The following is a 14,234-nucleotide window of genomic DNA, read 5'->3' as shown; positions in this document are numbered from 1 at the left end:
CTTGCCCGGAGCACGACCACGAAACAACGTGGGCGCCGACGTCACGGCGCCTTCGATAAGGAGATCCTGATGAAAAAATTGACCCTGGCCCTGATCGGAAGCCTGCTGGCAGCCTGCAGCAGTACGCCCCCAACCCCCACGGCCAGCCTGGACGGCGAAGTGTTCTACCTTCAGCGTATCGCCCTGCCTCCAAGCGCCACCCTGAGTGTCAGCCTGCAAGATGTCTCCCTGGCTGACGCGCCAGCTGTCACGCTGGCCAGGCAGAGCGGCCCGGTAAACGGTCAGGTTCCGCTGCCGTTCCACCTCACCTACGACCCGAGCCAGGTCAAACCCGGCCACCGCTATGCCGTCAGCGCACGTATCGAGCTGGACGGTAAACTGATGTTCATCAACACCGAACAGCATGCCGTGCAACTTGATGGCCACGACCCGCAACCCGTGCGCATCAAGGTCGACGCGATTCGCTGATTTCCCCCTTCGTTCCCAGAAAAGGATGCTGCCATGTTTCGCCCCGTTCTCACCTTTACCAGCCTGTGTGCAGGCCTGCTGCTCTCGGCCAGCGCCATGGCCCTGTCGTTGAGCGATCTCTCGCAACAGGATGCCAGCGGTGGCCTCAAGGATGCCTTGACCCAAGGTGCCCAGATTGCCGTCAAGCAACTGGGTACCCCAGGTGGTTTCAGCAACAACCCGGATGTACGCATCGAGCTGCCTGGCAACCTTGGCAAGGCCGCCAAAACGATGAGGAAGTTCGGCATGGGCGCCGAGGTTGACCAACTGGAAGCCAGCATGAACAAAGCCGCCGAGGCGGCCGTACCGCAAGCTCAGGCACTGCTGGTGGATGCCGTGAAGAAAATGACCGTGGCCGATGCCAAGAGCATTCTCAGCGGCGGCAACGACTCGGCGACGCAGTACCTGAACAAGACCAGCCGTGAACAGATCCGCGCCAAGTTCCTGCCAATCGTCAAGCAGGCTACCGACCAGGTTGGCCTGGCGCAGCAGTACAACAGCTTCGCCGGCCAGGCTGCGAGCCTGGGTGTACTGGACTCGAAAAATGCCAACGTCGAGAACTACGTGACCGAGCAAGCGCTCAATGGCCTGTTCGAGATGATCGGCAAGCAGGAAGCCAGCATTCGTGAAAACCCGGCCGGTGCTGCCACCAGCCTGGCGAAGAAGGTGTTTGGCGCGCTCTGACACGGCAGGGATCGCCACATATGGCATGACACCCTACAGATAGCATCGCGGGTAAGGTTCACTCCCACAAAAACTGCACACTGTGGGGGCTTGCCCGCGATGCCGGTCTCTAGGGTTTCTTGACCCTGAACCAGGCCGCATACAGCGCCGGCAGGAACAACAGGGTCAACACCGTCGCGACGATCAGGCCGCCCATGATCGCTACCGCCATCGGCCCGAAAAACACGCTGCGCGACAGTGGAATCATGGCCAGCACCGCCGCCAACGCCGTCAACACAATCGGCCGGAAACGCCGTACCGTGGCTTCGATGATTGCCTGCCAACGGTCAAGCCCTGCAGCGATGTCCTGCTCGATCTGGTCCACAAGGATCACCGAGTTGCGCATGATCATCCCTGACAACGCAATGGTGCCAAGCATCGCGACGAAGCCGAACGGCTGTCGGAACACCAGCAGGAACAAGGTCACGCCGATTACGCCCAACGGGGCCGTCAGGAACACCATCACCGTGCGCGAGAAGCTGCGTAACTGCAGCATCAGCAAGGTCAGCACCACCACGATGAACAACGGGAAACCGGCTTTCACCGAGTTTTGCCCTCGCGCGGAATCCTCGACCGTACCGCCCACTTCCAGCAAGTAGCCATCCGGCAGTTGCGCACGCACGCTCTCAAGTGTTGGCAGGATCTGTTGAACCAGGGTCACCGGCTGCTCCTTGCCGTAAATATCGGCGCGCACGGTGACCGTCGGCAAGCGGTTGCGGTGCCAGATCACCCCTTCCTCAAAACCGTATTCCAAGGTCGCGATCTGCGACAGTGCAACGCTGCGGCCGCTATCAGTCGGTACCGCGAGGCTAGGCAGGTTCGCAAGCTCACGCCGTTCCTGTAGCGTGCCACGCAACAGTATCTCGATCAGCTCATTGTCTTCCCGGTACTGGCTAACCCCTGAACCGCTCAGGGTGCTTTGCAGGAATTGGGCGAGGTTGGCCGTGCTCACGCCGAGTGCACGTGCTCGGTCCTGATCGATGATCAGGTGAACCACCTTGCTTGGCTCCTCCCAGTCCAGGTGCACGTTAGCCACATGGGGGTTCTCGTGGACCTTGGCCGCAACCTTGCGCGCCAACGCTCGCACGACCTCAATGTGCTCCCCCGTGACCCGGAACTGCACCGGATAGCCCACCGGCGGCCCGTTTTCCAGCCGAGTGACACGCGAGCGCAGTTGCGGGAACTGTTCGTTCAGGTTTTCGATCAACCAGCTACGCAGCGCCTCACGGTCTTCGATGGTCTTGGCCAACACCACGAACTGGGCAAAACTCGCTGCGGGCAGTTGCTGATCCAGAGGCAGGTAGAAGCGTGGCGAACCAGTGCCGACATACGCCACATAATTTTCAATATCAGGACGCGCCTTGAGCATCGCCTCCAGCCGCTCGACCTGCTCAGCGGTATTGCTCAGCGAGGCGCCTTCAGCCAGTTTCAGGTCAACCATCAACTCCAGACGCCCGGAAGCCGGGAAAAATTGCTGAGGGACGAAACGGAACAACAGGATGCTCGCGATGAACATGCCGATGGTGAGCACAATGACCGTCTTACGCCGCTGCACACACCATGCCACCACTCGCCGAACCCGTTGATAGAACGGCGTGCCATAGGGGTCAGGTGCATTGCCGTTCGTACCGTGTTTAGCCGCATGCAACTTGGCCAGGTCCGGTAACAGCCGTTCGCCCAGGAACGGCACAAACACCACCGCGACTATCCAGGACGCCAGCAACGCAATCGTCACCACCTGAAAGATCGAGCGGGTGTACTCGCCAGTACCCGACTGCGCTGTTGCGATCGGCAGGAAGCCTGCCGCAGTGATCAGCGTGCCGGTGAGCATCGGAAATGCCGTACTGGTCCAGGCAAAGCTGGCGGCCTTGAAGCGGTCAAAGCCCTGCTCCATCTTGATCGCCATCATCTCTACCGCAATGATCGCATCGTCCACCAGTAACCCCAGCGCCAGCACCAGCGCCCCCAGGGAGATCTTGTGCAGACCGATGCCCAGGTAGTACATGGTGGCAAAGGTCATTGCCAATACCACAGGAATCGCCAACGCGACCACCAGCCCGGTGCGCAGGCCCAGGGAAAAGAAACTCACCAGCAACACCACTGCCAAGGCTTCGACCAGTACGTTGACGAACTCACCGACACCGGTCTTCACCGCCGCAGGTTGGTCAGACACCTTGCGCAGCTCCATGCCGGCAGGCAGGTTGCGGGTAATCCGCGAAAACTCGGCTTCCAGTGCCTTGCCCAACACCAGAATGTCACCACCGGGCTTCATCGACACTGCCAGACCGATGGCGTCCTCACCCATGAAACGCATACGTGGCGCGGGCGGGTCGTTGAAACCACGACGCACGTCGGCGACATCGGCGATGCGGAAGGTGCGGTTATCGACACGAATGGGGAACTGCTCGATCTGCTCAACCGTCTCGAACTGACCACTGACGCGCAACTGCAAACGCTCGGTGGGCGTTTCAAAGAAGCCCGCCGTGCTGACCGTATTCTGTTCTTCCAGTGCTTGCTGCACCGCCGCCAATGGCAAGCCAAGGGTGGCCAGCTTGACGTTCGACAGTTCGATCCAGATCTTCTCGTCCTGCAACCCCAGCAGCTCGACCTTGCCCACATCCTTGACCCGTTGCAGCTGGATCTGCACACGGTCGGCGTAGTCCTTGAGCACGGCATAATCGAAGCCTTTGCCTGTCAGGGCGTAGATGTTGCCGAACGTGGTACCGAATTCATCATTGAAAAACGGCCCCTGAATGCCCGGTGGCAAGGTGTGGCGGATGTCCGCGACTTTCTTGCGCAACTGGTACCACAACTCAGGGATCTCGTCCGAGTGCATGGAGTCCCGGGCCATGAAGGTGACTTGCGATTCGCCGGGGCGGGAGAACGACACGATCCGTTCGTACTCGCCGGTTTCCATCAGCGTTTTTTCAATACGTTCGGTCACCTGGCGCGACACTTCCTCGGCACTCGCGCCAGGCCAAAGGGTACGAACCACCATGGCCTTGAAGGTAAATGGCGGGTCTTCACTCTGGCCCAGTTTTGTGTACGACAATGCACCGACCATGGCGACCAACAACATCAGGAACAGGACGATCTGGCGATTACGCAACGCCCAGGCAGAAAGGTTGAAACCCATCGGGGACTACTCCTTAGTCGCCAGATTGACCACACGGTTGGAACGGTCCACCGGGCGTACCTGCTGGCCGTCGTGCAATACATGCACACCCGCAGCAACCACCCAGTCAGAGGGGCTCAAGCCCTCAAGCACCGGTACGCTGGTCTCGCCATAGGCACCGACACGTACCGGCGTTCGCTTGAGCGTATTGTTGGCGTCCACGCGCCAGACGTAGGTCTTGCCATTCTCGGCAGTCAACGCCGAAAGCGGCACCGCCAGCGGTACCTGCTCGACGTGCTGAATGAACACCCGCGCACTTTGCCCGAGTTCCGCGTGAACCTTGCCGACATTGAACGCAATACGGGCGGCGAACGTACGCGAGCGTGGATCAGCAGCAGGCGACAGCTCACGGATGATCCCATCGAACCGCTCTTGAGGCTGCGACCAGAGTTCCACCGACACCGGCAGGCCCACCTTGAAGCGGGAGAAATTCTGCTCTGGCAGGCTGATCAACACCTCACGCTCGCCATCGGCCGCGAGGGTGAACACCGTCTGCCCTGCCGCCACCACCTGCCCGACCTCGACCTGGCGTTTGGCGATCACCCCATCCTGCGGCGCGCGTAGCACCGCATAGCCGGCCTGGTTGCCCGCCACATCGAACTCGGCACGTACCTGCTTGAGCCGAGCCTGGCCTGCACGGTAGAGGTTCTCGGCGTTGTCATACTGGGAGCGACTGACCATCTGCCGCTCCAGCAACTTCTGGTAGCGATCGCGCTCAGCCTGCACCAGGCTCAGGTTGGCCTCAGCGGCCGCAACCTGGGCCCGCGCGGCCTCCAACTGCAAGCGCACGTCCTGCGGGTCAAGCTCGGCCAGTGGCTGATTGGCCTTGACCCGCTGCCCCTCCTCCACCAAGCGCCGGCTGACCTTGCCAGCAATGCGAAATGCCAACTCTGGCTCAAACCGCGCGCGCACTTCCCCCGGATAACTGGCGACCGCCGCACTGGCCGGTTGTGGCTGAACCACCATGGCCGGCCGAATGGTTACCTGTTGCGGGCCTTCCTGGCCACACGCGCTCAGTAACACGGCAAAACTGACGGGCAAAGCAAGGGGCAGGAAATGGCGCAACATATGGAAAACCCTTTCGCGAGTGGCGCTTTTAATATTTGAACTGATCGGTATATTAATCAGAGCCCATAGCGCTGGGAAGCGAAAGTCCCGTTTTTTTGTCCGACAATTTTTTGAGCGCGCTTGACCGGCCAGTCGAATTTCCCGCTCGCACAAGGAGCACGCGATGTACCATGAACGCCCTTTAACCGCTGCCTAAGGACACCATGCTCAACGAAACCCCCGCACCCAACGGTCCAGGCCGGCCGAAAGACCTGGCCAAGCGCCAGGCCATTCTTGAAGCGGCCAAGCGACTGTTCCTGACCCATGGCTATGCCAGCACCAGCATGGATGCAGTCGCGACAGCGGCAGGTGTTTCGAAACTGACGGTCTACAGCCACTTCACCGACAAAGAGACACTGTTCTGCACGGCAGTGGTGGCAACCTGCAAGGCACAACTGCCCGAGTTGATTTTCGAACTGCCCGACGGCGCCTCACTGCAACAGGTGCTGTTGAACATTGGCCGTGGCTTCCAGGGGCTGATCAACGGCGAAGAGTCGGTCAAGCTGCACCGCTTGATCATGGCGCTGGGCAGCCAGGATCCCAAGCTCTGCCAGATTTTCTTCGAGGCAGGCCCGATGCGCTTGCTAGGGGAAATGGAGGCACTGCTGCAGAAGGCTGACGAACTCGGCCTGCTGCGGATCGAGCATCCGGGCAATGCTGCAGAGCACTTTTTCTGCCTGCTCAAGGGCGCCCCCAACTTCCGCTTGCTGCTCGGCTGCGGCGAACCGCTGGATGCCGAGGGCGCCGAGGCGCACGTACAGGATGTGGTCAGCCTGTTCATGCGCGCCTTCGCGCCCTGATCAGGCCTTGAGGGCTTTTTTCGGATAGATGTCGTAGCGGCTCGACTTGCCTTCCAGGCTATGGCTTGGCTTGGCGCCTTCGATGATCGGCGCCTTGCGCGGGCGCTTGACCACGACCCGGTGAGTGGCCAGCGCCAAGGCGGCCTCAAGCAGCGCCGGGGCATCGAGATCGTCACCCACCAACGGGCGGAACACGCGCATTTCCTTCTTGACCAGTGCGCTCTTGTCCCGGTGCGGGAACATCGGGTCGAGGTAGATCACTTGCGGCGCCTCCCCCTGCCAATGGCGCATCAGGTCAATCGCGTTGCCGGTCTGCAGGTGCATACGTGCCACGATTGGACCGACCTCGGCATCACCCCGGCCTCGCGCCAAGCCGTCCTCAAGCAACGCGGCGACCAGCGGCTGACGCTCGATCAGTTGCATCTCGCAACCCAGGCTGGCCAAGACAAAGGCATCCTTGCCCAAGCCCGCCGTGGCATCCAGTACACGCGGGCGCACGCCTTGGGCGATGCCCACGGCCTTGGCGATCATCTGCCCGCTTCCGCCGCCGAACAGCCGTCGGTGAGCGGCTTGCCCTTCCACGAAGTCGACCCGCACAGGGCCGGGCGCCTGCGGGCCCAACTGCTGGATCTGCAGCCCTTCACTCCCAACCTGAACGGCGAAGCCAGCAGCGTCGTCATCCAGCGGCAAGCCCAGGCGTTGTGCCCATTGCTCGGCATGCCCCTGATACTCGGGCGACAACGCCTCGACCCGCAGACGGCTGTCCGCCAGTTGCTCAACCATAGTTCGTGCATCCAAAAAAAATTAAATGATCGGCGGCCGTGGCCGATAACGGAAGTACTCAGTATTTTGCCAGACCCGGACAGCCTCCGACTGCCATGTCAGACATTCTTCAGCTCAATTCAGGCTACCTGTCGCCCGTTGGCGATTACAGCCGCCACAACACCCAGGCATTGGGTGGCGTAAGCCACCTGTGGCAAGACTTCTTTGCCCAGGCCTTGGCGGAGCAACAGGCTGAAGGCACTGACGCGACAACGCTGACGAGCGCCCCGGTAGATGCCACCACAGGCGAACCCGTAGGCGGCAGCCAGACCCTGGCACAGATCAATAGCCAGCGCGACTGCGATGTTCAGGACAGCGAGATCATCCCACCTGAGCCCCTGTTTCTGCCGATCGCCGAGTTCGAGCCGGAACTGCTGGAAAAACCGGCTCCGCCCTTCAGCGCCGCCGAGTTGATCGAGCAACAACGCCAACTGGACATCAGCAACAGCTGGGTTCGGCCAATCGTACTCAGCGCCGGCCAGCCCACACCTGAGCCAGGCCCGGCCCCTCAACCACGCCCACTGCACCTGCCAATAGCCGAGTTCGAGATGGACCTGCTGGACAAGGCTGCAGAACCATTCGATGAGCACACGCTGATCGAACAACAGAAGCACCTCGACTTCGACCTGCGCTGGGCTCGCCCGGTCGTCCTGAACAACGTACGCCTCGCCGCGTGACGGCAAGCCGTCCACTAACCGACTAGAGCAGGCCCAGTTGCTCGGCGAGTGGCGCCCTTTCCAACTCCGGCAATGGCACCAGACCCGGCAGCCGCTCCATCAAGCCCTGATGAAAACGCTGAGCCAGCGCAGCGGCCAGGCGATTGTCGGCGGTGTGCAGGAAAACGTAGGGGGTGCGCCCCTCTTCGATCCAGGCCGCTACCTTATCCAGCCAAGGCCGCAAAAATGGCCCATTGGCAGCAAGTTCGGGGTGGCCGATAAAACGCACCTGCGGGCACGCTGTGAATGCGGCAGGCCGTGGAGGTACCTTGGGCTTCTTGGCCTGGGCATGCAGCACCGAGGCCTCGCGGGATGTGCAACTGAACAACGCACGCGGGTCCAGACAAATACGCTCCACGCCCCGCTCCATTAGCAGGCGATTGAGCAGGCGCTCCTCCTCCCCCCTGGCAAAGAAGTCCGCATGGCGAACCTCTACTGCGACAGGCACACCGACTTCGTCCAGAAACCCGACCAACTCCGCAAGCCGCGAAGGCCCGAAACTGGCCGGCAATTGCAGCCAGTAAGGGGCTACCCGCTGCCCCAAAGGCCGCAGCAACTCGATGAAGCCCTGGGCAGCACTCAATTGCTCGCGCAGGTCGCCGCCATGACTGATGTCGCCAGGAAACTTGGCGGTAAAACGAAAGTGCTCAGGCATGATCTGCGCCCAGCGCTGAACCGTGGCACTAGCCGGGCGGGCATAGAACGTGGTGTTGCCTTCTACGGCATTGAACACCTGGCAGTAAAGCCCAAGGAAGTCGGTGGTTTTCGCGTCAGCGGGGTACAGGTACTCGCGCCAGGCGCTTTCACTCCAGGACGGGCAACCCAGAAAATAAGGAAGGGATGAGGGAATCATCCGTCAAATGTACAGGTCCAGCCCGAGCACTTCCATCTCCCAATCCACAAAGCCAGCGGTGGTCAGGTAGCTGCTCAGGGCCTTGGCAGTGCGCTTGTTGCTGGCCCGAGGAAAGATCATGTCTTGCTGACGCACGGGAAGCCCCGCACTACGGCTGGCGCCTGCAGCCGCCGATGGCTGCGCCTGGGTTTCAAATTCACCCGGAATATCGTCGTCCAGCTCTTCTTCACGCAGCGGCGCCTTACGCGCGGAGCGTTTGACCGGATAAGACTGCGAGGAAAAACCGTCGATACGCATGGCGGAATACTCAGGAGCAATGATGGCAATTTAGCGGCACCCGAGAGCCTTCGCAAATGCCTGACTGATAACTGGACCACAGATCAGGCAAAAGATTCGGGGTTGCTGGCGCTAACTGACCGGCGGCGCTCAGCGCGCCTTAGGCGTGGCCACCTTGTCGCGCAGGTAGACCGGCTGCGCCAGATCAGCTGCGATTGCCTCGCCACGCTGCCAGGCAAACGTTGCCAGGCTGAGCAGATCCTGGGCATGAGGCAGCAGGCTGGCGTCCTGGGCACTGACCTTGACCGCAAGGCGCTCGGCATAGCCCCAGCCCGTACCCGCACCAAACCAGTCCCCGGTAGCACCTGCTGGCAAGGCTACCTGCTCCGGTGGCAGCACAGCCTCTTCACCCAGCAGGCGCATTTCACCTGCCGTCGACTGGTAGCAGCCCCAGTACACTTCATCCATACGGGCGTCGATGGCAGCAGCGACCTGCTGCACACCCTGTTCACGCATTGCCCGCTGCGCCAGCACGGCCAGATTCGATACCGGCAGCACCGGACGCTCCAGCGCGAAGGCCAGGCCCTGAACCACACCAATAGCGATACGGACACCGGTGAAAGCGCCTGGGCCGCGACCGAAGGCAATGGCATCAAGCGCCGACAACGCGATACCAGCCTCGGCGAGCAGGGTCTGGATCATTGGCAGCAGCTTCTGCGCATGCAGGCGCGGAATCACCTCGTAGTGGCTCAACACCTTGCCGTCATGCAGCAGGGCAACGGAGCAGGCTTCAGTGGCGGTATCCAGGGCCAGCAAAGTGGTCATCGGTGATTCCAGGCGAAAGAAAAAAGAGCGGCATTATAAACAACAACGGCCCGCAAGCGGGCCGTTGTTCAAGGGCTGGAGCGATAAATCAGCTCAGCGCTTCCAGCACCTTGGCAGTGATGGCCTCAACAGAGCCAACGCCTTCAATGTGGCTGTACTTCGGCTTGCCATTGGCGGCAGCCAGCTTCTGGTAGAAGTCCACCAGCGGTTTGGTCTGGTCGTGGTAGACAGCCAGGCGGTGACGTACGGTTTCTTCAGTGTCGTCTTTACGCTGAACCAGCGAATCGCCGGTCTCATCGTCCTTGCCTTCAACCTTTGGCGGGTTGTAGATCACGTGGTAGACACGACCCGAGGCCTCGTGAACACGGCGGCCGGCAATACGCTTGACGATTTCTTCGTCAGCCACAGCGATCTCGACAACGGCATCCAGCTCAACACCGGCAGTTACCAGGGCTTCGGCCTGGGGAATGGTGCGAGGGAAACCGTCGAACAGGAAGCCCTTCGCGCAGTCAGGCTGAGCGATACGGTCCTTGACCAGGTTGATGATCAACTCGTCGGAAACCAGCTTGCCAGCATCCATGATCGCCTTGGCCTCGAGGCCCAGCGGAGTACCCGCCTTGACGGCGGCACGCAGCATGTCACCGGTGGAGATCTGTGGAATACCAAACTTTTCGGTGATGAACTTTGCCTGAGTACCTTTACCGGCCCCGGGAGCTCCCAGCAGAATTACACGCATCTTGTGCTCCTCAATTTTTATAAGCAAATCAAAGGATTCGCCGCTAGGGCAAAATCCCGGAATTAGGTCATGACCACAATTCGGTCAAAAGGCTGCTCAAGATACACAGCAGCTTTCGGCCACACAAGCGCCCCAAAGTCGGAATAACCTGCTGCCGAAGGCCCTGTCATGCTCTGGTTGCGCCGGGCGCAACCCGGCGCAAGCACGCCTCAACCCGTGTTCCGCAAGCCTGCCGCGATACCTGCCACCGTCACCAGCAATGCCTGCTCCAAAGGGCTGTCCAGAGCGGCATCACGGGTGCGCGAGCGGGCCAGGAGATCCGCCTGGAGCAGATGCAACGGGTCCAGATAGGTATTGCGCAAACGAATGAACTCCAGGGTATCGGGGCTGTGTGCAAGTAGCACCGGCTGCCCGGTCAGCCCCAGTACAACCTGGCACGCCTGCGACAATAGGTCGCGCAGTTGTGCACCCAAAGGTCGCAGTTGCGATTGCACCAGACGCTCATCATAGGAACGCGCAATTTCAACATCGGCCTTGGCCAGGACCATTTCGAGCATGTCGATACGGGTACGGAAGAACGGCCATTGCTCACGCATTTCTGCCAGCAGCCCACCTTGCCCGCGCGCCAGTGCATTGCTCAACGCCGCCTCCCAGCCCAACCAGGCCGGCAGCATGAGCCGCGTCTGGGTCCAACCGAAGATCCACGGAATCGCCCGCAGGCTTTCAATACCGCCAGCACGGCGTTTAGCCGGCCGACTGCCCAACGGCAAGCGGCCCAGTTCCTGCTCCGGCGTGGCCTGACGGAAATACTCAACGAACTCCGGGTTGTCACGCACCACACTGCGGTAAGCCTTCAGACCATCCGCCGCGAGTTGGTCCATCAAGCCGCGCCAGGCCGGTTGTGGGGGTGGCGGTGGCAACAGGGTCGCCTCGAGCACCGCAGCCAGGTACAGGTTGAGGTTCTGCTCCGCGATGTCCGGCAGGCCGAATTTGAAACGGATCATTTCGCCCTGCTCGGTGGTGCGGAACCTGCCGGCCACCGAGCCCGGTGGCTGCGACAGGATCGCCGCATGGGCCGGGCCACCGCCACGGCCCACAGTACCGCCACGACCGTGGAACAGCAGCAATTCGACGTTCTGCCCTCGACAGATCTCCACCAGGGTTTCCTGGGCGCGGTACTGGGCCCAGGCCGCTGCCGTGGTACCGGCATCCTTGGCCGAATCGGAGTAGCCGATCATCACTTCCTGAGGGCCGTGCAACCCCGCACGATAGCCCGGCAGGCCCAGCAGACGCTGCATGACCGGCCCGGCATTGTCCAGGTCGGCCAGTGTTTCGAACAACGGCACAACCCGCATCGGACGGGCAACGCCCGCCTCCTTGAGCAGCAACTGTACCGCCAGCACGTCTGAAGCCGCGCCGGCCATGGAGATCACATAAGACCCCAGCGATGCCGCCGGGGCGGCAGCGATTTCACTGCAGGTCGCAAGCACTTCAGCCGTCTCGGCCTGAGGCCGGAAATGCCGTGGCAACAACGGACGACGGTTGTTCAGTTCGGTCTGCAGGAAGGCGATACGCGCCTCTTCATCCCAATCCTCATAGCGCCCCAGCCCCAGATAATCGGTGATCTCACTCAACGCCGAAGCGTGCCGTGCTGCGTCCTGACGCACATCCAGGCGCACCAGGAACAGGCCAAAGGTCACCGCCCGACGCAAGGTGTCGAGCAGCGGGCCATCAGCGATAACGCCCATGCCGCACTCATGCAACGACTCATAGCAGAGCCGCAACGGCTCAATCAGGTCGTGATTGTCGTGCAAGACCTCGGCGGATGCCGGTTGCGTAACAGCCAGTGACGACTGCGCCCAGCTTCGGGTTGCCCGCAGGCGCTCGCGCAGTTGCTTGAGCAACGCCCGGTAGGGTTCGGCATGCTCGCCCACCCTGGCCCGCAGCGCCGGGCTGGCCTGCTGCATGGACAACTCGGCGGCCAGAAAATCGACGTCTCGCAGGAACAGGTCTGCCGCCATCCAGCGGGCCAGCAACAGCACTTCGCGTGTGACCGTGGCGGTGACATTGGGGTTACCGTCACGGTCACCGCCCATCCACGAGGCAAATCGAATCGGCGCAGCCTCTAGCGGCAGGTGCAGACCCGTGGCCGCGAACAAGGCCTTGTCCGCCTTGCGCAGGTGGTTGGGGATAGCCTGCCAGAGCGAGTTCTCAATGACCGCAAAGCCCCATTTGGCTTCATCGACCGGGGTGGGTCGAGTACGGCGGATTTCTTCGGTATGCCAAGCCTCGGCAATCAACCGCTGCAGGCGCTCGCGGACCTGCGCACGCTCGGCAGGTGTCAGGTCGCGGTGGTCTTGAGCCGCCAACTGCGCGGCGATGGCATCGTACTTGTGAATCAAGGTACGGCGGGCGACTTCGGTCGGGTGCGCAGTAAGCACCAGTTCGATGCTCAGTTTGCCGAGCTGGCGGGCCAATGCGTCAGGGCTATGACCCGCCTTTTTCAGGCGATCGAGCAATTCGGGAAGCACCCTGGCCTCGAACGGCTCGGGCTGATCCGCGTCGCGGCGGCGGATCAACTGGTACTGTTCGGCGATGTTGGCCAGGTTGAGAAACTGGTTGAACGCTCGGGCCACCGGCAGCAACTCGTCCTCGGACAAGCCGTCGAGGCTGGAGCTCAGTTGCTCGGCACTGCCACTGCGGTCCGCCTTGGCGCTGCGACGAATGTCCTCGATTTTCTGCAGGAAAGCTTCGCCGTACTGTTCGCGTACGGTGTCCCCCAACAATTCGCCCAACAGATGGACGTCTTCACGCAAGCGCACATCAATACCAGTCATCAGCCTTCATCTCCAACGCGGGCAAACAGCGATGACATCAGAGTGCCGCAGTACCGCCTGTGCTTCAAGGCAGACCAAAGTGCGACCAGTAGCTACGCTGAAAGAAGGCCATCCGTCTTCAACGAGGTCACCATGAAAATCCGCGAACTTGCCCAGAACTGGGAACAGACCGCCACGGGGCGCATGAGCCCTACCGGTTATGTGTTGCACCTGGATGTCGAAGCCGCGGCGCGTCTGGCGGCGCTGGCCGAGATGTACCCCAAGCGTCAACCCGAGGAACTGCTCGGCGAACTGCTCGGCGCCGCGCTCGAAGAGCTGGAGGCAAGCTTCCCTTATGTCCGCGGTCAACAGGTCATCGAAACCGATGAAGAAGGCAATCCGTTGTATGAAGACATCGGGCCAACACCCCGGTTTCTAGCGTTGTCCCGACACTACCTGCAGACCTTAAGCGCGGAAAAAGAGGCGTCCAACGACTGAAACCGGTAGGTGCCGGGCTTGCCAGCGATAGGGACGCCGCCAATTGACGGTATTACTGTACCTGCTGCGGCGTCTCCTGCCCCATGCAGCGCACCGCCTGCTTCTTGTTGTCGACCAGTACGCCGGTCAGGCCCTTCTGCTGGGTGTCGAACAGCACCAACACGCCATCGATGCATTGCGCCACCTGTGGCGCCGGGCTGAGCGAAACCTTGTAGTCTTCACCGGGAACAGTCTTGAGCATGGTGAAGTCGGACAGCAGCAGCGCATCCTCCGGCTTGGCAAAATGCAGGTAGCCGTAATACCAAAGCGCACCGACAGTGCCAATGATGCTGCAGACACCGGTGATGATCAGCGGGATGGCGTTGCGTTCTTCACTCATT

14 protein-coding genes are annotated in these 14,234 nt (G+C 61.3%); 5 read left to right on the top strand and 9 right to left on the bottom strand.

Features of this window, described 5'->3' with window-relative positions; translation table 11 throughout:
• The first annotated feature begins 69 nt into the window (after positions 1–69).
• Both CS390_RS05630 and CS390_RS05625 read left to right on the top strand, forming a co-directional pair.
• Complete coding sequence (locus CS390_RS05630; RefSeq protein WP_099773700.1) at positions 70–468, top strand: YbaY family lipoprotein; 399 nt, start codon at positions 70–72, stop codon at positions 466–468.
• 33 nt (positions 469–501) lie between these two features.
• The gene (locus CS390_RS05625) at positions 502–1,191 is read left to right on the top strand and encodes a DUF4197 domain-containing protein (RefSeq protein ID WP_099773699.1); all 690 of its coding nucleotides are present in this window, start codon (positions 502–504) and stop codon (positions 1,189–1,191) included.
• Positions 1,192–1,300: 109 nt separating this feature from the next.
• Here CS390_RS05625 and CS390_RS05620 read toward each other — a convergent pair whose 3' ends face one another.
• Positions 1,301–4,366, bottom strand: coding sequence for an efflux RND transporter permease subunit (locus CS390_RS05620; protein ID WP_099773698.1), 3,066 nt, complete (start codon positions 4,364–4,366; stop codon positions 1,301–1,303).
• A 6-nt stretch (positions 4,367–4,372) separates the two neighbouring features.
• Positions 4,373–5,473: an efflux RND transporter periplasmic adaptor subunit gene (locus CS390_RS05615; RefSeq protein ID WP_099773697.1), complete on the bottom strand. Its 1,101-nt coding sequence runs from the start codon at positions 5,471–5,473 to the stop codon at positions 4,373–4,375.
• 203 nt (positions 5,474–5,676) lie between these two features.
• Here CS390_RS05615 and CS390_RS05610 point away from each other — a divergent pair, with 203 nt between their 5' ends.
• Entirely contained in the window at positions 5,677–6,312 is a 636-nt protein-coding gene (locus CS390_RS05610) for a TetR/AcrR family transcriptional regulator (protein ID WP_099773696.1), read from the top strand.
• On the opposite strand, the gene CS390_RS05605 is transcribed toward CS390_RS05610, so the two are convergent.
• Entirely contained in the window at positions 6,313–7,095 is a 783-nt protein-coding gene (locus tag CS390_RS05605; protein WP_099773695.1) for a class I SAM-dependent methyltransferase, read from the bottom strand.
• A 95-nt stretch (positions 7,096–7,190) separates the two neighbouring features.
• On the opposite strand from CS390_RS05605, the gene CS390_RS05600 reads away from it, so the two are divergent.
• Positions 7,191–7,811, top strand: coding sequence for an energy transducer TonB (locus CS390_RS05600; RefSeq protein WP_099773694.1), 621 nt, complete (start codon positions 7,191–7,193; stop codon positions 7,809–7,811).
• A 22-nt stretch (positions 7,812–7,833) separates the two neighbouring features.
• Here CS390_RS05600 and CS390_RS05595 read toward each other — a convergent pair whose 3' ends face one another.
• The 5 genes from CS390_RS05595 to ppc all read right to left on the bottom strand — a co-directional run bounded on the left by CS390_RS05595 (position 7,834) and on the right by ppc (position 13,377).
• Positions 7,834–8,703, bottom strand: a complete 870-nt coding sequence (locus CS390_RS05595; RefSeq protein ID WP_099773693.1) for a DUF72 domain-containing protein — start codon at positions 8,701–8,703, stop codon at positions 7,834–7,836.
• A gap of 3 nt (positions 8,704–8,706) precedes the next feature.
• Positions 8,707–9,000, bottom strand: a complete 294-nt coding sequence (locus tag CS390_RS05590) for a hypothetical protein (protein ID WP_099773692.1) — start codon at positions 8,998–9,000, stop codon at positions 8,707–8,709.
• A gap of 129 nt (positions 9,001–9,129) precedes the next feature.
• Positions 9,130–9,804 (bottom strand): tRNA (adenosine(37)-N6)-threonylcarbamoyltransferase complex dimerization subunit type 1 TsaB, encoded by a 675-nt coding sequence (gene tsaB / locus CS390_RS05585; RefSeq protein ID WP_099773691.1) that lies wholly within the window; start codon positions 9,802–9,804, stop codon positions 9,130–9,132.
• An 88-nt stretch (positions 9,805–9,892) separates the two neighbouring features.
• Positions 9,893–10,540 (bottom strand): adenylate kinase, encoded by a 648-nt coding sequence (gene adk, locus CS390_RS05580; RefSeq protein WP_099773690.1) that lies wholly within the window; start codon positions 10,538–10,540, stop codon positions 9,893–9,895.
• Positions 10,541–10,749: 209 nt separating this feature from the next.
• Positions 10,750–13,377, bottom strand: coding sequence for a phosphoenolpyruvate carboxylase (gene ppc, locus CS390_RS05575; RefSeq protein WP_099773689.1), 2,628 nt, complete (start codon positions 13,375–13,377; stop codon positions 10,750–10,752).
• A 132-nt stretch (positions 13,378–13,509) separates the two neighbouring features.
• On the opposite strand from ppc, the gene CS390_RS05570 reads away from it, so the two are divergent.
• Positions 13,510–13,854, top strand: coding sequence for a pilin assembly protein (locus tag CS390_RS05570; protein WP_099773688.1), 345 nt, complete (start codon positions 13,510–13,512; stop codon positions 13,852–13,854).
• Between the two features lie 52 nt (positions 13,855–13,906).
• Here the strand turns inward: CS390_RS05570 and CS390_RS05565 are convergent, their stop codons facing one another.
• Positions 13,907–14,233 (bottom strand): hypothetical protein, encoded by a 327-nt coding sequence (locus CS390_RS05565; protein WP_065761723.1) that lies wholly within the window; start codon positions 14,231–14,233, stop codon positions 13,907–13,909.
• Position 14,234: the final 1 nt, after the last annotated feature.

This window comes from Pseudomonas sp. HLS-6 (genome assembly GCF_002753995.1).
Taxonomy (GTDB): domain Bacteria; phylum Pseudomonadota; class Gammaproteobacteria; order Pseudomonadales; family Pseudomonadaceae; genus Aquipseudomonas; species Aquipseudomonas defluvii.
The sequence above is the reverse complement of the archived record's forward strand: the minus strand, read 5'-3'. Positions and strand labels throughout refer to the sequence as shown.

Bases quoted from the DNA above. Each gene is read 5' to 3' on its own strand.
- CS390_RS05630 (WP_099773700.1), top strand. From the start codon at position 70: ATGAAAAAATTGACCCTGGCCCTGATCGGAAGCCTGCTGGCAGCCTGC.
- CS390_RS05625 (WP_099773699.1), top strand. From the start codon at position 502: ATGTTTCGCCCCGTTCTCACCTTTACCAGCCTGTGTGCAGGCCTGCTG.
- CS390_RS05620 (WP_099773698.1), bottom strand. From the start codon at position 4,366: ATGGGTTTCAACCTTTCTGCCTGGGCGTTGCGTAATCGCCAGATCGTC.
- CS390_RS05615 (WP_099773697.1), bottom strand. From the start codon at position 5,473: ATGTTGCGCCATTTCCTGCCCCTTGCTTTGCCCGTCAGTTTTGCCGTG.
- CS390_RS05610 (WP_099773696.1), top strand. From the start codon at position 5,677: ATGCTCAACGAAACCCCCGCACCCAACGGTCCAGGCCGGCCGAAAGAC.
- CS390_RS05605 (WP_099773695.1), bottom strand. From the start codon at position 7,095: ATGGTTGAGCAACTGGCGGACAGCCGTCTGCGGGTCGAGGCGTTGTCG.
- CS390_RS05600 (WP_099773694.1), top strand. From the start codon at position 7,191: ATGTCAGACATTCTTCAGCTCAATTCAGGCTACCTGTCGCCCGTTGGC.
- CS390_RS05595 (WP_099773693.1), bottom strand. From the start codon at position 8,703: ATGATTCCCTCATCCCTTCCTTATTTTCTGGGTTGCCCGTCCTGGAGT.
- CS390_RS05590 (WP_099773692.1), bottom strand. From the start codon at position 9,000: ATGCGTATCGACGGTTTTTCCTCGCAGTCTTATCCGGTCAAACGCTCC.
- tsaB (WP_099773691.1), bottom strand. From the start codon at position 9,804: ATGACCACTTTGCTGGCCCTGGATACCGCCACTGAAGCCTGCTCCGTT.
- adk (WP_099773690.1), bottom strand. From the start codon at position 10,540: ATGCGTGTAATTCTGCTGGGAGCTCCCGGGGCCGGTAAAGGTACTCAG.
- ppc (WP_099773689.1), bottom strand. From the start codon at position 13,377: ATGACTGGTATTGATGTGCGCTTGCGTGAAGACGTCCATCTGTTGGGC.
- CS390_RS05570 (WP_099773688.1), top strand. From the start codon at position 13,510: ATGAAAATCCGCGAACTTGCCCAGAACTGGGAACAGACCGCCACGGGG.
- CS390_RS05565 (WP_065761723.1), bottom strand. From the start codon at position 14,233: ATGAGTGAAGAACGCAACGCCATCCCGCTGATCATCACCGGTGTCTGC.